18 protein-coding genes and 1 tRNA gene are annotated in these 19,745 nt (G+C 36.9%); 18 read left to right on the top strand and 1 reads right to left on the bottom strand.

Features of this window, described 5'->3' with window-relative positions; translation table 11 throughout:
- The first annotated feature begins 334 nt into the window (after positions 1-334).
- The 4 genes from KKC91_11350 to KKC91_11335 are packed head-to-tail and all read left to right on the top strand — an operon-like array spanning position 335 to position 3,891.
- Positions 335-571 carry a hypothetical protein gene (locus KKC91_11350; GenBank protein MBU0479148.1) on the top strand — a complete coding sequence of 79 codons (237 nt, stop codon included), beginning with the start codon at positions 335-337 and terminating at the stop codon, positions 569-571.
- Positions 572-583: 12 nt separating this feature from the next.
- Positions 584-1,210, top strand: coding sequence for a hypothetical protein (locus KKC91_11345; protein ID MBU0479147.1), 627 nt, complete (start codon positions 584-586; stop codon positions 1,208-1,210).
- 10 nt (positions 1,211-1,220) lie between these two features.
- A complete protein-coding gene (locus KKC91_11340) occupies positions 1,221-3,497 on the top strand; it encodes a hypothetical protein (protein ID MBU0479146.1) in 2,277 nt (758 codons plus the stop codon).
- 19 nt (positions 3,498-3,516) lie between these two features.
- Positions 3,517-3,891, top strand: coding sequence for a hypothetical protein (locus tag KKC91_11335; protein MBU0479145.1), 375 nt, complete (start codon positions 3,517-3,519; stop codon positions 3,889-3,891).
- A gap of 156 nt (positions 3,892-4,047) precedes the next feature.
- Here the strand turns inward: KKC91_11335 and KKC91_11330 are convergent, their stop codons facing one another.
- Positions 4,048-5,208 carry an AAA family ATPase gene (locus tag KKC91_11330; GenBank protein MBU0479144.1) on the bottom strand — a complete coding sequence of 387 codons (1,161 nt, stop codon included), beginning with the start codon at positions 5,206-5,208 and terminating at the stop codon, positions 4,048-4,050.
- 232 nt (positions 5,209-5,440) lie between these two features.
- Between KKC91_11330 and KKC91_11325 the strand changes: the two genes are divergently transcribed.
- The 14 genes from KKC91_11325 to KKC91_11260 all read left to right on the top strand — a co-directional run bounded on the left by KKC91_11325 (position 5,441) and on the right by KKC91_11260 (position 19,527).
- The gene (locus KKC91_11325) at positions 5,441-6,574 is read left to right on the top strand and encodes an alanine--glyoxylate aminotransferase family protein (GenBank protein ID MBU0479143.1); all 1,134 of its coding nucleotides are present in this window, start codon (positions 5,441-5,443) and stop codon (positions 6,572-6,574) included.
- On the top strand, positions 6,571-8,151 hold the full coding sequence (gene serA, locus KKC91_11320; protein MBU0479142.1) for a phosphoglycerate dehydrogenase: 1,581 nt from the start codon (positions 6,571-6,573) through the stop codon (positions 8,149-8,151). Before KKC91_11325 ends, serA begins: the two co-directional genes overlap by 4 nt.
- Positions 8,152-8,153: 2 nt before the next feature.
- Entirely contained in the window at positions 8,154-9,089 is a 936-nt protein-coding gene (locus tag KKC91_11315; GenBank protein MBU0479141.1) for a homoserine kinase, read from the top strand.
- On the top strand, positions 9,067-10,332 hold the full coding sequence (locus tag KKC91_11310; GenBank protein MBU0479140.1) for a homocitrate synthase: 1,266 nt from the start codon (positions 9,067-9,069) through the stop codon (positions 10,330-10,332). Before KKC91_11315 ends, KKC91_11310 begins: the two co-directional genes overlap by 23 nt.
- Before the next feature lie 9 nt (positions 10,333-10,341).
- On the top strand, positions 10,342-11,634 hold the full coding sequence (locus KKC91_11305; protein MBU0479139.1) for an adenylosuccinate synthase: 1,293 nt from the start codon (positions 10,342-10,344) through the stop codon (positions 11,632-11,634).
- 21 nt (positions 11,635-11,655) lie between these two features.
- A tRNA-Lys gene (locus KKC91_11300) sits at positions 11,656-11,732 on the top strand.
- Between the two features lie 90 nt (positions 11,733-11,822).
- On the top strand, positions 11,823-13,040 hold the full coding sequence (locus tag KKC91_11295) for a PDZ domain-containing protein (GenBank protein MBU0479138.1): 1,218 nt from the start codon (positions 11,823-11,825) through the stop codon (positions 13,038-13,040).
- Positions 13,037-14,527: a PDZ domain-containing protein gene (locus KKC91_11290; protein ID MBU0479137.1), complete on the top strand. Its 1,491-nt coding sequence runs from the start codon at positions 13,037-13,039 to the stop codon at positions 14,525-14,527. The genes KKC91_11295 and KKC91_11290 overlap by 4 nt, the downstream gene beginning before the upstream one ends.
- A gap of 28 nt (positions 14,528-14,555) precedes the next feature.
- Positions 14,556-15,119: a methyl-accepting chemotaxis protein gene (locus KKC91_11285; protein ID MBU0479136.1), complete on the top strand. Its 564-nt coding sequence runs from the start codon at positions 14,556-14,558 to the stop codon at positions 15,117-15,119.
- A 71-nt stretch (positions 15,120-15,190) separates the two neighbouring features.
- Entirely contained in the window at positions 15,191-15,652 is a 462-nt protein-coding gene (locus KKC91_11280) for an HAD-IIIA family hydrolase (GenBank protein ID MBU0479135.1), read from the top strand.
- Positions 15,653-15,664: 12 nt separating this feature from the next.
- Positions 15,665-16,534, top strand: a complete 870-nt coding sequence (locus KKC91_11275) for an ATP phosphoribosyltransferase (GenBank protein ID MBU0479134.1) — start codon at positions 15,665-15,667, stop codon at positions 16,532-16,534.
- Between the two features lie 2 nt (positions 16,535-16,536).
- On the top strand, positions 16,537-17,436 hold the full coding sequence (locus KKC91_11270) for a tetratricopeptide repeat protein (GenBank protein MBU0479133.1): 900 nt from the start codon (positions 16,537-16,539) through the stop codon (positions 17,434-17,436).
- Position 17,437: 1 nt separating this feature from the next.
- Positions 17,438-18,241 (top strand): 5-deoxy-glucuronate isomerase, encoded by an 804-nt coding sequence (gene iolB / locus KKC91_11265; protein MBU0479132.1) that lies wholly within the window; start codon positions 17,438-17,440, stop codon positions 18,239-18,241.
- An 80-nt stretch (positions 18,242-18,321) separates the two neighbouring features.
- The gene (locus KKC91_11260; GenBank protein ID MBU0479131.1) at positions 18,322-19,527 is read left to right on the top strand and encodes a GntR family transcriptional regulator; all 1,206 of its coding nucleotides are present in this window, start codon (positions 18,322-18,324) and stop codon (positions 19,525-19,527) included.
- Positions 19,528-19,745 lie beyond the last annotated feature (218 nt).

Below are 19,745 nucleotides of genomic sequence, written 5' to 3'. Positions count from 1 at the left end.
TTACGCCACGTCAAGACAAATCTGCATTGTGAATTCAAATTTGCCTTAATCGTCTATGTATTTGTCAAAAGTATCCCCAAAAATCGCACATTAAAACATCCCCCTGATTTCGCCCTTTTTTCTTTATGATTTTGGGATGGTGGGAGTATAATGTTGAGTTTGTACGAATAAACAAATATCTTGAAGACGACGCAGGTTGGCGTTTTTTCTCCTGTAAGACATCATAAAAGTTACAACTAATGAAAAATATTTTAAAAATACTTGACAAGTTTTTTTAATAGTATATAATCAATGGAAAATATGTAATAATTAATTGACATTAATGGAGGCAAGCATGGTAAAACCTAAAGTTGAAAATGAAAATAAAGAACAAAGATTTAAAAGGATTGCTTCAAAAAGGACAGAAAAGGTGTTGGACACCATTCGTAAATTAGGTAATTGTTCTAACCGCGGGATATATGGTTACTCTAACGAAGATGTATCCAAAATATTTTCCGCTGTTGATTCTGAGCTAAGAAGAGTTAAAATTCTTTTTAACAGCAAATCTAAGTCCAACAAATTCACTTTATAAAAGGAGGACAAAATGCCTATAGGTGGAGGGTTATCAAATGTTGATGTTGTATTATATGTTCTACATAAGTTAGGTGGCACGTCTAAAAAGCTTCATACTGAACTTATCGCATGGGAAGCGTACAATCTTTCCGAAGAACGTTTTTGTTGGAGTTTACTCGAATTTCGGAAACGTAAATTTCCAGATAAAACCACCGTCAGATATGCACTTGAATCAGCAAAAAAACAAAAGCTTGTTAAGGGAAGGGCAGGAAGAGATAAGGGCGGTGGTGAAAGTGAAGGATGGCAGTTTACTTCTGCCGGTATAAAATGGTTTTTTGAGAATCAAACACGAATTTTGAACAGTTTAAAAGTAGAGAAACCTATTTCCCAAGAATTGCCAAAACATCAAGCACAGCGTTTTATTAAAGGAATCCACAAAGAAAAAACATTTAAGATATATCAAGAAAAAAAGTCTCTTGAGGAGGCATCAGCTTATGACTTTACAGATATGTTGAGATGTAGCCCTGACGCAAGCAAAGAAGTTATAAGGCAAAAATTCGATCTTTTTAAAACTACCGCTTTTGCGATTAATGATTCAGAGATTCAATCTTTCTTAGATATTTGTGGAGAAAGATTTAAGGATTTATTAATTAATTGAGGAGGATGCAATGGCAATTAAACTCGGTCAACCCTTAGAATTGAAGGTAACGAAAAGATATTGGGTGCATAATCGCCAGTTCTCAATAAGAGATTCTTTTGATGCACTAGTTGAACTTATAACTAATGCTGATGATAGTTATCATAGATTATATAAGCGTAAATTAATTCCAAAAGATGGTGGACGGATATTGATAGAAACCCTTGCTCGTAAAAATGCTAGTTCTATCTTGATCGTACGAGATAGGGCGGAAGGAATGACACTAGATACTATGCTGGAAAAGCTATTAAATGTTGGTAAACGAAGTAGTGAAGAAGGGGACAGGGGTATCATGGGAAGAGGCGCCAAAGATGTTACAGAATTAGGTGATACTACATTTGAGTCAATTGTAGACGGTAAATATTATAAAGTAAAAATAACTAGCGATGGCGATTTTATTCCATTAGTAAAGCGTAGAACAGTGACTCAAGAATTACGAAAGTATCTTAATATCGAAAGACGTAACGGTACCGTAGTGACTATTGAATTGACACGGCATCGTTTACCAAGGTCTAAAACTATTTGTGAAAATCTTCCTTTTCACTTTGCCTTAAGAGATATAATGGCAGAAAACTCTCCTTGCGATATTGGGTTCAAGGACATTAATAGTAATGATAATCTGAAAAAGTTGAAGCATTATCAATCGCCGGCAGAGCTAGTTTGTAAAGAAGAATTTATTGTTCCAGGTTATCCTCACGCAAAGGCGAAGTTAATTATATTCCGATCTCCAGAGCCATTAGTGGATATTTCTGATAAATTTAGAAAATCTGGATTGATTATTAAAGGTAAGCGTGCAATACACGAATGTAGTTTGTTGCAGAATAGTTTTGAGAATGATGTTTATGGGAAAAAATATTTTGGTCGCATAGAGTGTGAATATATAGACTTTTTAATGGAAGAGTATGATAAAAGAATAGAAAGTCGTGTAGCCCCAACAATAGAAAACCCTAGTTTAGTAATAGATCCCAATAGGCAGTATGGTTTGTATAGAGAGCACCCGTTTGTTAAAACCTTACTTGATTTGCCTACTCAACGTTTGAAGGAGTTAATTGATAAGGATCGCGCCGCTTCGAAAAAGTCAAAAGAGGAAATAGTCGATGAGGAATTAAAAAGACGGTTTGATAAACTCGCGCAAGCTGCATCAAAATTCTTAGTTCAACAGGTAGAAGATTTAGACGAGCCGAGCATTGACGAAGGATTGCATGATGACTCATTTACTAAGCGTGGAATTCTCATATATCCTACCTATGCAAATGTGGCATTAGGGAATGTGAGGTCATTTAGTTTATACGTTGATCGTAGAATATTTAATAAAGAAGAAGCAGAGGTGTCATTAGGAAAAGACAGCGAAGCTATCGAATTTTTGAATCCCATTGTTAAGTTAGTTGCGCACAAAAAAAGAAATAATTTATTATATGGTAGATTTAGTATCAAAGGAATTGCTTTAAAGGATGGAGTTATTATTGAAACTCAACATGAAGGATTACATAAAGCTGAAGCATTTGTTACGGTCGTTGAAAACAAAATAGAGGAGAGAGAATTTATTTCCCCTTTAGAGTTTGAGCATAAACACTATAAAATCAGAGAAAGGAGTTCAAAAACTATACAGCTATTTGCTAAATACCCCGAGCTTATTAATATAGAAACAGAAATTAAGGTTATTTCAAGTGATAATGTCAGTTTGCCAATAAAAGGTAGATGCATACTAGTTCCTGTGCACGGGTCTAATTTTGCACGTGCTGATATCGTCATAGAAGCAAGGAGGTTGTGTCATGAGACAATTAATTTATCAGCAAAGTTGGGCAATTATGATGCGATTACGAAAGTAAAAACAATACAGAAAGAAGAAAGTGGTCCTCCTCTGGAAATTGATATAAAAGATGAAGACTTCGGTAATTATAGAGCGAAGTGGGGCGATCACGAAGGCAAGCCTTACTTACTTCTTATATCTGCCAAACATCCTTCACTAAAGAGATATTTAGGCCCCCCTCCTAATTTTGTAGGGCAAAAGTCTATTTATTTTCGTGCAATTCTAGCAGAGATAATTGCAGAGTGTGTGTGCAGAAAATCTTTGCTCTTGGAATCACAGCATCACTCTTGGATGTTTCAGTGGGCTAATTTAAAAGAGGATAATATAATAGCTGATGCTGTAGTGGCAGAATTGCAAAAAAGAATGAAGGAATTTCTTCCAGTGGCGCATAAAATTATGATTGAAGATAAAGATATAAGAATTTTGGAAAATTTTTAAAAAAGGAGGTGAAAGTAAAATGAAATCAAAAAACTATGGAGTGCATCACATCTTTGACCAGCGCACAGATATATTCTATTTTGACAAAGTAACAAAACACGGTATATCAAGTATAGGTAAAGACGGAATTACAGGCGATGATACACAATTATATCCTCTATATGGAACAACTGCAAAGACAGTCTGTGAGGGAAATGACACAAGGCTTCCAATTACAGACGAAAAAGCTGCTATGACAGGGGCTAATTCTCCTTCCGCAGATAATCCATTTGCTACAAAGGCAGATATAATAACAGCGATAAGGGAACTAAAAGCGAAGTTGGAAACTAAGAATAAAATTAATGTCATTAAAGAAAGAATTGAGCCTGCTGGAGATCAACCTATCGTAGGATAAAGAAATAGAAGAAATCCCAGAATCATCTGGATTCCCCAATCAATTCGTAGAATGACAAACGGGCAGCTGCAAGGGCTGCCCCTACAATAACCGCCAGCTAAAGCAGGCGGTTGCGGGGGAGGGGACAACAGATAGCTTCAGCTGTCTGTTGGAACTTTAAAGAATTTTTCCTTCCCATAATTCGCTCAGAAAATTATACCAGGGGACTATCTCTATTTTGGCATGAAGTCTCTTTTCTTTTTCATTGCAAACAATGATCCTTCTTTTTGGAGAATAACTTTCCATAAAAGTCATCAGTCCGTTAAGATCCCTTTTATCAACGCGGTTCGTTCCTTTTATCTCCACGGCAATCTCTCCTTTTCCGAGCACGAAATCTACTTCAATACCAGACTTTGTTCTCCAGAAATTTATTTCAAAATCCTTGCCGCTATAAGATCGGTAAGCAACTATCTCCATAAGCAAGAAGTGTTCAAACGCTTTTCCAAAGTCAACACCTTTTTCTTCCTCAAGATGCCGCTTTGTTAGGCATCCGGCAACTCCTACATCAAACAAGTAATACTTCGGAATCTTAGTTATAACATGCCGTGATTGTCTCTTTTTGAAAGGTTCAATCCGCATAGCCAGCAATGTGTCGACAAGGATTTGATAGTATTCTTTGACTGTTTTTGAATCTACTCCACACTCTCGCGCAACATTAGAATAATTCGTAAGCTCACCGTGTGAATATCCAAATGCGTCAAAAAACCTTGAAAAGGCAGGGATATTTCGCGTTAATCCCTCGGCAAAGACCTCCTCTTTTAAATAATCCTGCACATAAGCTTTTAAGGATTTTTTATAATCGTCATCCTGTAAATAATGCGATGGTATCATGCCATGATTTAGAATACGCAGGAGATCAATCTTTTTAAGCTCAGCTGTAACAAGCGGGAACATTTCGTAACGCCAGGCTCTTCCACCTAAAAGATTAACATGTCCCCTTCGTAATTTTCTTGCGCTTGATCCACAGAGAATAAATCTTAATCCTTTGTTCTCAATCAGCCAGTGTACTTCATCAAGCACCTGAGGAACTTTTTGCACCTCGTCAAGTATTATTGGATGCTTTAAGACACTATTATTCTTTGCAAGTATTTGCTCTCGCAATAGCGCCGGATTTTTCAAGATTTCGATAAAAAAGTCTGTCTTCAGAAAATCATACACAAGGCTATCAGGAAAGTGACTCTTTAAATATGTGGTTTTCCCCGTTTTTCTTGGTCCCCACAAAAACGCGGATTGCCTTTCAGGAAGCTTTATCTCCAGCATTCTTTTAATATTCTTCATCTCGGAATACCCTCCATATTAGTCCTGCTATTTCGGAATATACATTGTTTTTATCAAATAGTCAATTTGTATTTGTCAAAAAATATCCTAAAAAATTGTCCCACTTCAAAGGGGGATTTAGGATGGGTGTAAAAAGTCCATTTTTCCATTTGACAAAGGTTGCATAATTGAATAAGATTCAGGTGCGTTTTCGATAAGTTGTAAGTCAAAAAAACAACATAGGGGAGAAAAAATGAGAAAAAATTATCTTCTAACTCCAGGCCCGACTTCTGTTCCTTCTGATGTTCTATTAGATCTCGCTAAGCCTATTGTGCATCATAGAACCCCTCAATTTACTGAGATATTTCGTTCTGTTAATGAAGGGCTGAAATATGTCTTTCAGACAAAAAACGATGTCCTCATGTTTGCTTCATCAGGCACAGGAGCTATGGAAGCCAGTGTTGTTAATCTTCTGTCTCCCGGGGATAAAGCACTGACAATTAAAGGGGGTAAGTTTGGAGAAAGATGGGATGAAATATGTAAGGCATACAACATAGAAACTTTCCCAATAGATGTTGAATGGGGTAAGCCTGTTAATCCTGAGGATGTAAGGAGCATTTTAAAAAGAGAAAAGGGAATAAAAGTTGTTTTTGCCACATTGATAGAAACATCAACGGGTGTTATGCATGATGTCAAAGCATTAGGCAGTATTGTCAAAGAATTTCCTGCTGTTTTAGTAGTGGATGCTGTTAGCGGGCTTGGAGCGGTTGATATACAGACTGATAATTGGAATGTGGATGTAGTAGTTGCCGGTTCTCAGAAGGCGTTAATGCTGCCTCCCGGATTGGCGTTTGCAAGCGTAAGCAATAAAGCATGGGATTTGGTAGAAAACTCCAAATGTCCTAAATATTACTGGAGTTTTGCAAAGGCAAGAAAATCTCTAAAAACTGATCAAACTCCATATACTCCTGCTGTGTCACTAATAGTTGGTTTAAGTAAGTCATTGGAGATGATAAAGGAAGAAGGACTTGAGAATGTACTTGCAAGACACAGCAAACTGGCTAAAGCTACGCGAGCTGCAATAAAAGCTATGGGGCTTGAACTTTTAGCTTCAGAATCTCCATCAGACGCAGTAACGGCTGTTAAGGTTCCACAGGGAGTAGATGGCGTGGATTTGGTAAAGAGCTTAAAGAAGAGATATGATGTTATGATTACCGGCGGCCAGGAGCAGCTTAAGGGGAAGATAATAAGAATCGCTCATATGGGTTATTCAGATACGTTTGATATTATTACAGTAATTTCAGCCTTGGAAATGGCTCTGGTAGATTCCGGATATAATTTTGAACTTGGCAAAGGGATAAAAGCTGCAGAGGAGGTCCTAAAATGAAGATATTAGTAAGTGATTCCTTGGCAAAAGAAGGAATAGAGATTCTCAAAAATAGTAAGATAGATGTTGATGTAAAAACAAGCATGTCTCCCGAAGAACTCAGAGGCTGCATCAAAGATTATGAAGGTCTGGTTATAAGAAGTAAAACCAAGGTTACAAAGGATATAATTGAGTCTGCAGAAAAGTTAAAGGTAATTGGCAGGGCTGGAGTTGGCGTGGATAACGTAGATATACCTGCAGCTACGGAACGCGGTATAGTTGTTATGAATACGCCCGGAGGCAATACTATTTCAGCGGCAGAACATACACTAAGCATGCTTCTGGCTCTTTCCCGCAATATTCCTCAGGCAAACCAATCTTTAAAGAATGGTCTCTGGGATAAAAAGAAATTTATTGGAACAGAGGTGTATGGCAAGGTGTTGGGTATAATTGGGCTAGGGAAAATTGGCACAGAGGTTGCTAACCGCGCTCAGGCATTTGGAATGCGTATTACAGCATATGATCCATTTATCTCCACTGAAAAGGCAGATAAGCTTGGCATAAGACTTGAGACTTTTGAGAACGTTTTAAAAAAGGCAGATTATATAACAGTTCACCTTCCTCTGACGCCTGATACAAAGTATATAATAAATGATAAAGAGTTTGGTTTGATGAAACGGGGTGCAAGGATTATCAATTGTGCGCGTGGCGGCATAATAGATGAGAATGCTCTATGTAGAGCCGTAAAGTCAGGGAAACTTGCAGGAGCAGCTGTGGATGTCTTTGAGACAGAACCTTTGCCTGCGGACAGCCCTCTTCTATTATATGAGAATATCATAGTCACACCACATTTAGCTGCTTCTACTGAGGAGGCTCAGATTAATGTTGCTATAGACATTGCGCATCAGATAATAGACGCACTGCAAAACGAGAATTATTCTAATGCTGTCAATATTCCGAGTATAGATCCTAAGGTGTTCAAAGAGATAAAGCCATATTTTAATCTGGCAGAACGGTTGGGGAAGTTGCAGCGGCAGCTGGTTGATGGGCATATAAAGGTTTTGAGAATAGAATATAGCGGAGACGTTACAAACTATAATGTGACTCCTATAACAGTAGCTTTAATAAAAGGTTTGCTGGATCCTGTGCTTAACAAGGTTGTTAATTATGTAAATGCGTCTTTTATTGCAAGAGAGAGAGGAATAAAAGTTGTAGAGAGTAAGACTAGTAAGGCGGAGGATTTTGCAAATTTAATCACTATATACACACAAACTAATTCTGGAGAATCTTCAATAGCAGGAACTCTGTTTAGGGAAAATGATCCAAGGATTGTACGTATAAATGATTATCATGTTGATGCAGTTCCTGAGGGGTTTATGCTTGTGTGTATAAATAAAGATATGCCTGGAATAATGGGGAATATGGGAACAATACTTGGCAAGCATAATGTCAATATTGCAAGCATGACACTTGGTAGGAAAAAGCAGGGGGGTCAGGCAGTGACTGTGTTTAACCTGGATAATGAACCTCCTAGAAAAACACTAAGTGAAATTGAGTGCCTAAAAGAGATAGTATCAGTTAAGTTAGTAAAGTTCTGAAGATGAAGTCAGTAACAATAAAAGTTCCGGCAACAACAGCAAATCTCGGGCCAGGTTTTGATACGCTTGCCCTAGCTCTGGATTTGTATAATTATGTTACAATTGAATTAAATACAAAGACGCATATAGAAGTCGAGAATGAAGGGAAAAACAGTTTACCTCTTGATGAGAAGAATATAGTATATATTGCCGCAAAGGCTGTTTTTGATATGGCTGGGGTCAGGATGGATGGATTGAAAATAAAGCTGGTTAATAATATCCCATTAGCCAGAGGATTGGGAAGCAGCGCATCAGCGCGAGTGGGAGGAGCGATGGGAGCAAATTGTTTGCTTGGGAACAGGTTTAGCAGGGACGAAATTATGTCTCTAACTGCAGAGCTTGAAGGGCATCCTGATAATGTAACGCCAGCTCTTTTTGGAGGTTTTACGATTTCTTATGTTGATAAAGGAGAATTAAGGTATTTCAAGATTAATCCAAATGTTGAGTTTAAAATGGTAGTGGTTATTCCGCAGTTTGAGGTATCAACATCCAAGGCGCGTGAAATACTGCCTTCAAAAATTTCGAGAAAAGAAGCTGTATTTAATATAGGTCGAGCATGTTTGTTAGTCAGCTCTATTCTAACTGGACAACTTGAATATATTGGCCCTGGCATGCAGGATATGCTGCATCAGCCTTACAGAAAAAAACTAGTTCCTGGTATGGAGGATGTTTTTGAAGCTGCTATGAAAAATGGTGCTAGAGGTGTGGCTTTAAGCGGAGCCGGTCCTTCAATAGCCGCTTTTGCAACAGAAAGCTTTGAAGCAATAGGAAAGTCTATGCAAAGAGCTTTTCTGGAGCACAATATAGAGAGCAGATTTCTGGTAACAGGAATCAATAATAATGGAACGGAAATTATAGGGTGCAAAGGAAAGAGATATGGAACAGAAGAAAAAGAATAAAATTTATATAATTGATGTTACAAATCGAGACGGTGTCCAAACAGCGAAACTTGGTCTGGCAAAGCTGGAAAAAACAATGATAAATATTATGCTCAATGATATGGGCATATATCAGAGTGAGTTTGGATTCCCTCTTACAAAACACGAAACTAATTACATTAATGCTAATCTTGAGCTTGCAGAGATGGGGCTCATTTCTCCTATGATTCTTGAGGGCTGGAGCAGAGCAATGGCAAAGGATATTGAAGAGTCTTACAAGAATACTAACATTAAGCATTGGAATCTGTCTATTTCAACATCCAAGCAGATGATAGATGGGAAATTCGGAGGGAGGATAACAAGGGATTTTGAGAGCAAAGATAAACCAAGTGTTTTGGGTCTTATGGCAGATGCTATAAAAGCAGCGAAGAAGCATGGAGCATTGACAATTGGCATTAATGCAGAAGATGCATCAAGGACAGATATGGAGTTTCTTATTAAATTTGCAAAATATGCCAGAGAGCATGGAGCAGACAGAATCCGCTATTGTGATACATTAGGTTATGATGATCCTTTCTCGATTTATGGGAGAGTAAAAACACTTGCAGAGAAAGTAAAAATACCAATAGAACTTCATTGCCATAATGATTTAGGGCTTGCAGTGGCATGTTCTATAGCTGGAGCTAAAGGCGCAATAGACGGAGGAGTAGATGCATACATAAATACCACGCTTAATGGTATGGGAGAAAGAGCAGGGAACGCAGATCTGGTATCAGTTATTCTTGCTATTAAAAAGTCCTCAGGATTTGAGGGAAACTATAAATTGGACGATAGGATTAAGTTAAAGAAAGCATGGAAAATAGCGAAGTACGCATCTTATGCATTTGGAGTTCCAATACCTGTAAATCAGGTTGCTGTTGGAGATAATGCTTTTGCGCATGAATCAGGAATACACGCAGACGGCGCTCTCAAGGATAGAAGAAATTACGAATTATATGATTTTGAGGAACTGGGTAGAGGCGAGCCTGAGGTAATAGATACAGGCAGAAAGATAACAGCAGGGGAGTATAGCGGAGTAAAGGGCTTTAGAAATGTGTATGGAAAACTGGAAATAGAGTTCAAAGATGATAAAGAAGCTGCTAAAGTTCTTGATCTTGTTAGATATGCCAATGTGCATACACAAAAGCCTCTTACTAATGATGAATTAAAGTTCATTGCGCATTATCCAGAGCAAGCAAAACAAATAATGACAGTAATACCATGAGGAGAATTGATGAGTAATGTAGCTGTTGTTGGTACACAATGGGGAGATGAGGGCAAGGGGAAAATCATTGACCTGCTTACTGAGAATGCTGATATTGTGGCTCGCTATCAGGGCGGAAACAATGCTGGGCACACTGTAATAATCAATGAGAAAGAGTTTACGCTTCACCTTATTCCTTCTGGAATATTGCATAAAGATAAAAAATGCATAATAGGTAATGGTGTTGTTATTAATCCAAAAGCATTACTAGCGGAGATTTCCGAATTAGAGAATAAAGGGATTAAAGTAAGTGAGGATAATCTGTATATAAGCAAGTCGGCTCATGTAACAATGCCTTATCATATAGTGTCAGAAAAGTTAAAGGAGGAGAGGGATAGAGGCAGGATCGGGACAACGCTTAGGGGAATTGGGCCAACATATGTAGACAAAGCAGCAAGAATGGGAATAAGAATGTGCGACCTTATTGACCCTGACAGTTTCAGAAGAAAGTTAGAAGAGAATTTAGATCAGATCAATGTACTGTTCGAGAAAATATACGGAGTAAAAGGGTTTCAAGTAAATGAGATATTTGATGAATATTCCGAGTATGTAGAAAAATTAGTCCCATTTGTTAAAGATACTGTTTTTATGTTAAATAAAGCGATAGATGAAGGTGTTAGCGTATTGTTTGAAGGAGCACAGGGCAGTCTCCTGGATGTTGATCACGGCACGTATCCTTATGTAACATCTTCAAATTCTACTGCTGGAGGAATTTGCACAGGTCTTGGCATTGGACCAACAAAAATAGATAGTATTATAGGAGTAGTGAAAGCTTATACAACAAGAGTTGGAGAAGGGCCGTTTCCAACAGAGCTCAAAGGGGAACTAGGTGACAAGTTGAGAAATGCCGGGCCAATAGGTGAGTATGGTAGAAGCACAGGCAGACCACGCAGATGCGGCTGGTTTGATGGAGTTATTACCAGATATTCAGCAATGTTAAACGGGCTAAGTCGTGTGGCAGTTACACGGCTTGATATACTTGACGATCTTGATGAGATAAATGTTTGTGTTGCGTATGAATACAATAATAAGAGGTTAGAAGAGTTTCCATATCGCGCCGATATACTTCAGCAATGCAAGCCAATTTATGAAAAACTTCCGGGCTGGAGGCAGAGCACAGTTAATACAAGAGAATATAGCAAGCTGCCTAAAAATGCGCAGAAATACTTAAACAAGTTGTCAAAATTAATGAATGTGCCAATAGCTATAGTCTCTGTTGGGCCGCAAAGAAGACAGACGATTTTTATTGAGAAAGATTTCTAAATTAGTATAATCAACGTTTTCGGGTCGCTAGCTCATCTGGTTAGAGCACCGGCCTTTTAAGCCGGGTGTGGAGAGTTCGAGTCTCTCGCGACCTACCAAGCCGAAAAAATCGATACAGCTTGAAAATTCCTGCCTGATTTGCTATCTTGCTAATTGTCAAATAAAAGCGTGGAGTTTGTAGTTACTTTATGAATAAGTTTGAAAAAATTAGGGAGTTGTTCTTATCTAGTGTGTTAGCGACAGTGCTTGCGATAAATAGTGTAAGTCTGTTTGCAGACACGATATTTCTAATACACGGAGACACCATTAAAGGCATAGTAACAGAACAATATGAAGATAGAGTAATTGTCAGCGTTCCCGGTGGAGAAATAGGAATATATAGAAACAGAATATTGCGTGTTGAATTTGATGAACCTGAGCAGAATTATTTGCAGATGGGAGATAAATACCTGGAGAAGAAGCAGTTTGATAAAGCATTGCAATTATATGAGAAAGCATTGAAAACAAATCCTAACTTTCAACAGGCAAAGGATGCTTTATTAAAATTAGAAGATAGAAAGAAAGCTCAAGAGATGGAGAGACAAAAGGAAGAAGAATTATTAAGAAAAATAATGGAAGAGTCGGAAATTACATTGGAAAACATGCTGGGAATAAAAATATTGAATGAAAATGAAATGGAAATCTATCCTAACAGTCCAGCATCAAAAAAGGGAATTCAGGCAGGTGATAAATTAGTGTCCATATATAATCAGCTAGTAAAGCATATGTCTCTGTCAAATATACAGAAATATTTAATAGGCTCTGGAACAGGGGAAGTAAAGCTCGCAATCGAAAGACACATAAAGATAACCGAATCTGGTAGATTGGGAATAAGGATAGAAATAAAACAGACAGGATTAACTATAACGGAAGCAGTGAAGAATAGTCTGGCGGAGAGAGTAGGGCTGAAAGCTGGGGATAATATAACAGTGATAAATGAAAAAAACACAAGATATATGAACATGAAGCAAGTGATAGAAAATCTGAAGCAACGATCCGCAGGACAACTAACTCTAGCAATAAGAAGAAATATTGTCTTAAATAGAATGCCTGTTGAAGAAACCAAAATTCCTGCTCGCGCAAAAATTATCTCAGAAAAGGATATATCAATAAGCATGTTGATAATTCCAGGCACGGATAGAAAAGGGCTTGGAATAAAAATAGAGAAAATTCCAGAAGGGATAAAAATAACTGACGTGACAAAAGGCAGCGCAGCGGATATAGCAGGGTTAAAAGTGGGCGATATAATAACAGCAATAGATAAAAAATCTCTGAAAGGCATGAGCATGTCAGAGATAATAAAAACATTGAAAGAAAAAAAGGATGTTGAATTCACTATAACGGTAATAAAAGAAATGAAAATATGAATAGAGTACGGCTTATATCTCTAATAATAGCTTGGACAACACTGTGTAATTTGAATGTAAATAATCTCTTTGCTGACGAAATATTTCTTAAAAATGGAGATAGCTTGAAAGGGATAGTTGTAGAACAATATGATGATAGAATTATCGTAAGTACTTCTGGTGGAGAAATAGGAATATATAAGAACCGAATATTAAATACGGAATTTAACAATGTTGAGCAAAGTTATTTGTGGCTGGGAGACACATACTTGAAAAAGAATGAGTTGGATAGAGCTGAAAAAGCTTACAAAGATGCATTGGAAATAAATCCTGATTTTCAATCAGCAAAAGATGCATTGTTAAGATTACAAGAGACAAAAAAAGCGGACGTTATAGAAGCCCCGGAAATAAAAGAACAAATGGACTTTATATTAAGAAACATGTTTGGGATAGAAATAGACAAAATTAGTAATGACAACAGGCTGCAAGTTTATCTGGAATTTATATTAAGAAACATGCTGGGAATAGAAATAGATAGAATTAGTAATGACAATAGGCTACAAGTTTATCCTAATTGTCCAGCAGTAAAAGATCAAATTCAAACAGGAAATAAATTAGTCGCTGTGCACGGTCTACTGATAAAATATATGCCTATTGTCAATGTCGAAAAGTATTTGATAGGTTCTGGAAAAGGGAAAGTAAGAATAACCATAGAGAGGGATGTTCAACTATATAAACCTGGTAAACTTGGAGTAGAAATAGAAATAAAACAAACAGGATTGACTGTAACACATGTAGTAACAAATAGTGCGGCAGAGAGAATGAAGTTACAAAAAGGAGATAGAATAGTAAAAATAAATGAAAAAAGCACAAGATATATGAATATAAAGCAGGCAGTAAAAAATCTGAAGCAAGGATGTGAGCAACAACTGAGTCTGGTAATGAGAAGAGATATTGTTCTAGACAGAAGACCTTTTGAAGGGAAAGAGATTGTTGCTTCTCTAGAAAAGAAACAGGGAGACTATTTAGGATTAAAGTTGGCAGATAATAATGTGGAAATCATCTCGATAGTAGAGAATTCACCAGCAGACAAAGCAGGGTTGAAAAATGGAGATAAAATATTAGAGGTAGCTGGTAAAAGCACCAAGTATACAACTTACAAAAGATTGATAGATAGCTGTCCAACAGAAGAGGAATTGGAATTAACGGTAGAACAAAATGTTCCAATGGCTATGACTAAAATTCCAGGAACGAATAGAAAAGGTTTAGGAATAAAAATAGAAACAGTTTCTGATGGAATAATAATAACGGATGTAACAAAAAATAGTGCAGCAGACTTGGCAAAATTAAAAGCAGGCGATATAATAACAGCGATAGATAAAGAAGGCATAAGAAATATGGCAATGTCAGGTATAATAAAAAAACTGAAAGAAAGACAGAACGTTAAATTTAGTATAGCAGTAAGAAGAAAAATTAAAGTCAGAAGAAAAGTTGAACTAACGCAGTAAAATTTAAACCTAAAAAGGAGATAAGCCAATGGAAAAGAATAAGAAATTTAGATGGCATTATTTAGTAGATAAGAAATTTCAGATGAAGTATGTGACTGTAACATTAATATTTGTGTTCTTAATAAGTGCAATATGTGCATACACAGCATATCATGTAGTCTGGACACAGTTAGGTGAAAAACTGGCGCAGGTGTATCCCCAGTCAATGTTAGTTAGTATATTAAATGTAGTAAAAATAAAATTGATAATACATTTGATATTACTTATTCCTGTAGTGGTTTTTGTCTCGATTTTTCTTTCACATAGAGTAGTAGGACCTATTTCTAAGATAAAAAAACACATGAAGAAATTAATTGAAAAAGATTTCAGCGAAGAAATTCATCTACGAAAAACAGATGAGTTTCGCGACATTGCAGAGTTAATAAATAAATCTACGGATTCAATAAAGCAAAGTTTGGTAAGAGTTAAGGAGCCTGTAGACAAAATAAAATCGTTATCAGAGAATGCAACACTTCAGGATAATGAGAGGAAGGACTTGCATCAGGAAATAGAATCTCTGGATAATATACTGTCAGAGTTTAAGATAGGGTAAAAGGTGCGGGAGTGGTTGATAATAATAAAATAAAAAAGATAGAGCTGCTTATTCTTGATGTGGACGGAGTTATGACGGATGGGCGGATTATATGGACTAGTTCTGCTGAAGAGATGAAGTTTTTTAATGTACAGGATGGTGTTGGAATAATTTTAGCTCAAAGAGTAGGCTTAAAGGTGGCAATAATATCTGCGCGGGAATCTAAGGTAACTGAGATCCGTGCAAAAGAGCTGAAGATAACAGATTGTTATCAAGTTGTAGAAAATAAGCTTATTACATATAAAGAGCTGATAGATAAACATAAATTACTTGATGAACAGGCTGCCTATATAGGTGATGATCTGCATGATGTCCCTGTTCTCAGAAGAGTGGGCTTTGCAGTGGCTACAGCAAATGCTCAGGAGGAAGCAAAGCAAGTTTCACATTATGTAACTAAAAAAAATGGCGGCGAAGGAGCTGTACGCGAAGTTATCAACATGATCCTTAAAGCAAAGGGATTGTGGAATAAAGCAGTGGAAAAGTATTACATATAAGGAGAATAAAGGGTGAAACTAAAACTTGGATTACCAAAAGGGAGTCTTCAGGAAGCAACTGCCAGAATATTTAAAAAAGCTGGATTTAATATATCAACTTCTGAACGTTCTTACTTTCCAATAGTTGATGATAACGAGATTGAGGCCATTCTTATCAGAGCGCAGGAAATGGCAAGATATGTATATGATGGGGTTCTGGATTGTGGTCTGACAGGAAAGGATTGGATAATGGAAAATGGCGTTCAGGTTGTTGAAGTAGCAGATCTTATATATGCAAAAAGCGGGATGAAACCAGTTAGGTGGGTTTTAGGAGTTAATGATAATTCAGAAATAAAGACAGTTAAGGATCTGGAAGGAAAGAGGATTGCAACAGAACTTGTAAATGTTACAAAGAAATACCTTAAATCACAAGGTGTGCAAGCGGAAGTAGAATTTTCATGGGGCGCAACTGAAGCAAAAGTTCCTGACCTGGTAGATGCAATTGTTGAGCTTACTGAAACAGGCTCATCTTTACGGGCAAATAATATTCGGATAATAGATGAAATTATGACTTCAACAACTAAACTTATTGCAAATAAGGGTGCATGGAAAAACACGTGGAAAAAGAGAAAGATCCAGAATCTTGCAATGCTTCTTACAGGTGCATTAAACGCTGAAGAAAAGGTTGGTCTTAAAATGAATGTTGCTCAGAAAGATCTAAAGAGTATCATAAAAATACTGCCTGCAGTAAAGACTCCTACAATATCACAATTAGTTGGGGGAAAATGGGTGGCGCTGGAAGTAGTAATAGATGAAGATATAGTTAGAAATATTATCCCTAAGTTAAAGGAAGCTGGCGCGCAGGGCATTGTAGAGTATCCACTTAACAAAGTAATCTACTAAAGATGAAATTCTGTAAGCATTTCGTTTTAAGTTTACTTATTCTTTCCCTGATATCTTTATCAGGTTGTGCAATACTTACCCACAACGAAGATATATCTCCTAATAATTCTGACGCCTATGCACATTATTGTATGGGAATTATATATGAGAATAAAAGAGAGATTGATAAGGCTATATGTGAGTATGAGAGCACAATACAGGTAGACAGGACAGCAATAAGACCAAGATACATTCTGGCTGGACTCTACGTTAGAAGGGGATTCATTGAACAGGCTATAGAGCAATATAGAATATTATCTAAGCTGGATCCTAAGAATACAAGACTCTGTACAGTTCTTGGCGCTTTGTATTTACATCAAGGACTTACGTACAGTAAAATAGGAGATTATGAACATGCTGTTGGATCCTATAAAAAGTTATTAAAAATATTCAGATCTGATTTAAGCTATTATTATCTTGGGGTTGCCTACGAGCGCATGGGGAAAATATATCATGCAGACAGGCAGTTTAACCGCGCTATAAAATTAAATCCGGATTATGCGGAAGCTTATAATTATTTAGGATATATGTATATAGATAAGGGGAAGAAACTTGATAAATCTATAAAATTAATTAAGAAGGCTCTTGAAATTGAGCCGGAGAACGGCTACTTTGTTGACAGCTTAGGGTGGGGATATTACAAAAGAGGAATGCTTGATGCAGCAATGTTACAGCTTGAAAGAGCTGTGGAGCTTACTAAAGCAGAAGAAGATGATCCTGTAATAAGAGATCATCTTGGAGATGTATATTTCCAAAAAAAAATGTATAATAAAGCTATCAAGCAGTGGGAAAAAGCGGTAGAATTGGGCGCAGAAGATAGGAAGATAATTGAAGAGAAAATAAAAAATGCAGGGGAGAACTAATATGGACATTAGATTTAATTATGAACCAAAATCCGGTTATACAAAGGTATTATTTCCTGATGGAGAATTATTGAATTATATTGAATTTGGTATTATAAAACTTTCTCAAGGAGAACAATATTCAGAAAATACGGAGGATAATGAGGTTGTCCTGGTTATTCTTAAGGGAAAGTGTGTGATCAGTACAAACATTATAAAGTGGGGGCCGATAGGTGGGAGAAAGGATGTATTTAGTGGTAAGGCTTATGCTACGTATATACCAAGACAGAACAGATATGATATTACTGCAACGACTGATTTAGAAGTGGCTGTATGCAAAGGAAGAACTAATTTTTCTGGGGAACCTGTTGTTATAACTCCTGATAAAGTAAAAGTGCGAGCTGTTGGAAATGGGGTCTGGACAAGAAATGTATACGATATTATTGATGAGAGAACTCCTGCAGGGTGTCTTCTTGTTGGGGAGACAATAAATCCTCCTGGCAATTGGTCATCATTCCCTCCGCATAAACATGATATTGAAAATCCACCAGAAGAAACAAAATTAGAAGAGGTATACTTTTTTAAAATCCAGCCTGAAGAGGGATTTGGCATGCAGAGACTTTATACAGCACCTGATTCGAAAGATGAAGGTTTTGATGAAGCAGTGGTCTTGAAAAACAACACTGTAACTGTTATGCCTAGAGGTTATCATCCTGTCTGTGCCGCGCCAGGATATTCAGTTTATTACCTCTGGATACTTGCAGGGAAAAACAGAAAACTCATTCCCAAAGAAGATCCGCAGCATTCATGGATTAAGAACAAATAAACTCCTGTTTTAAAAAACTCTTGACATTTTAGCTGGTATATTATACTATGCCAACAGAATCTTTAATATAGCGGTATGGTATGCTAAAAAAAACCAGTAGTAGAGACAGAAGTTCTGTTCATCTAAAAGTCACTATAGATAAAACTGATCCTACACCTATTTACTATCAAATCGTCAAATCAATTTCTGAAGAGATATCTAAAAATCGCGTTCTAAATAATACTTCACTTCCATCAGAGAGATTTATTGCAGAACAGCTGGGAGTTAATAGAGGAACCATCCGCAAGGCTTACAGCAGGCTTGTATCAGGAGGAATAATTAGAAGAGAGGGAAAAAGAAGAATCTTTATTTCTCCAGGTAAAAAAACCATAACATCTAATATTATCGGATTGGTGCTTCCAATGGATTTATCCTTTTATGTTCAAAATAAAGCATGGATAACCTTTGATTATATAAGCGGTGTTATGGACGCGTCAAAGGAATCTAACTGCTCTGTAAATCTCATAGCATTTCCGTCATTATCAAAGAATAAAGAAAGTGTTAAAGAATGGTTTGAGAATATTAAGGCAACTAATTTAGGTGGGCTTGTATACCTAGGACCACGGACTCATGAAAAAGATCCTGCGCTTGATATGTTAATGACTTTAGAAATTCCCCGGGTTTTTGTGTCAGGACACTGTACAGAGGAGAATTTCGGAGCAGTAAGAGGCGATGAGAAGGTTGGAATGCAGGCAGGAGTGGAACATTTAATAGAGCTTGGTCATAAAAGAATAGGTGTTATCGGATTAGCAAATGGAGGAGCTCATTCATCCATATTTAGGCATGATGCATATTGTCGTACGGAATCATTTGTATCTGTTCTCAAGAAAAATGGCATAGAGATTGATAACAAGTTAATACTGAAGTGCAAAAATGCAGAAGGAGAAATTAAAAGAGGAGTGAAAAGATTTTTGGGATACAAAAATCGTCCGACAGCAGTAATGTGTTTCAATGATGAAGTAGCTGTAAGTGTAATGAGAGAATCGCAGAAGATGGGACTCAATATCCCGGATGACCTGTCAGTAATAGGATTTGATGATTCAACTCAGGCATCAGAAAGCATGCCTAGACTTACAACAATAAGACGGCCACGAAGGATTATAGGGAAAGAAGCATTAAAATTTGTTCTTAAATGGATAAAAAATGGGGAATGTCCCAGCCCTTCTGTCAGATTTTTGCCGACATCACTTGTAATAAGAGAGTCCACGGGTTTATTAAAGGGTGTTCGTAATGGAATTGGCTATTAAGGTGTCTAGCATTTTGTGCTATATTGAGGAAAAACAAAAAGGAGGCGAAAATGTTAAGTAAAATAAGGAAGATTTGGAGAACAAGGGCGGGATTTATCTTTGTAGGGACATGTCAAATGAAGAATATATTTTTATCTATTTATCATAAATACTCCTTTCTTTTCTCTGGTAAAAAACCTCTAAGGGTGTATTCATCTTTTCGCGATCACCGCCAGACC

The organism is bacterium, assembly GCA_018812485.1.
Taxonomy (GTDB): Bacteria; JAHJDO01; JAHJDO01; order JAHJDO01; family JAHJDO01; genus JAHJDO01.
Note: the sequence above shows the minus strand (reverse complement) of the source record. Positions and strands in the feature narration are given on the sequence as shown.

What these genes read in the sequence shown, in the direction of transcription:
- KKC91_11350 (MBU0479148.1), top strand. Translation starts at nt 335, where the DNA reads ATGGTAAAACCTAAAGTTGAAAATGAAAATAAAGAACAAAGATTTAAA.
- KKC91_11345 (MBU0479147.1), top strand. Translation starts at nt 584, where the DNA reads ATGCCTATAGGTGGAGGGTTATCAAATGTTGATGTTGTATTATATGTT.
- KKC91_11340 (MBU0479146.1), top strand. Translation starts at nt 1,221, where the DNA reads ATGGCAATTAAACTCGGTCAACCCTTAGAATTGAAGGTAACGAAAAGA.
- KKC91_11335 (MBU0479145.1), top strand. Translation starts at nt 3,517, where the DNA reads ATGAAATCAAAAAACTATGGAGTGCATCACATCTTTGACCAGCGCACA.
- KKC91_11330 (MBU0479144.1), bottom strand. Translation starts at nt 5,208, where the DNA reads ATGAAGAATATTAAAAGAATGCTGGAGATAAAGCTTCCTGAAAGGCAA.
- KKC91_11325 (MBU0479143.1), top strand. Translation starts at nt 5,441, where the DNA reads ATGAGAAAAAATTATCTTCTAACTCCAGGCCCGACTTCTGTTCCTTCT.
- serA (MBU0479142.1), top strand. Translation starts at nt 6,571, where the DNA reads ATGAAGATATTAGTAAGTGATTCCTTGGCAAAAGAAGGAATAGAGATT.
- KKC91_11315 (MBU0479141.1), top strand. Translation starts at nt 8,154, where the DNA reads ATGAAGTCAGTAACAATAAAAGTTCCGGCAACAACAGCAAATCTCGGG.
- KKC91_11310 (MBU0479140.1), top strand. Translation starts at nt 9,067, where the DNA reads ATGGAACAGAAGAAAAAGAATAAAATTTATATAATTGATGTTACAAAT.
- KKC91_11305 (MBU0479139.1), top strand. Translation starts at nt 10,342, where the DNA reads ATGAGTAATGTAGCTGTTGTTGGTACACAATGGGGAGATGAGGGCAAG.
- KKC91_11295 (MBU0479138.1), top strand. Translation starts at nt 11,823, where the DNA reads ATGAATAAGTTTGAAAAAATTAGGGAGTTGTTCTTATCTAGTGTGTTA.
- KKC91_11290 (MBU0479137.1), top strand. Translation starts at nt 13,037, where the DNA reads ATGAATAGAGTACGGCTTATATCTCTAATAATAGCTTGGACAACACTG.
- KKC91_11285 (MBU0479136.1), top strand. Translation starts at nt 14,556, where the DNA reads ATGGAAAAGAATAAGAAATTTAGATGGCATTATTTAGTAGATAAGAAA.
- KKC91_11280 (MBU0479135.1), top strand. Translation starts at nt 15,191, where the DNA reads ATGACGGATGGGCGGATTATATGGACTAGTTCTGCTGAAGAGATGAAG.
- KKC91_11270 (MBU0479133.1), top strand. Translation starts at nt 16,537, where the DNA reads ATGAAATTCTGTAAGCATTTCGTTTTAAGTTTACTTATTCTTTCCCTG.
- iolB (MBU0479132.1), top strand. Translation starts at nt 17,438, where the DNA reads ATGGACATTAGATTTAATTATGAACCAAAATCCGGTTATACAAAGGTA.
- KKC91_11260 (MBU0479131.1), top strand. Translation starts at nt 18,322, where the DNA reads ATGCTAAAAAAAACCAGTAGTAGAGACAGAAGTTCTGTTCATCTAAAA.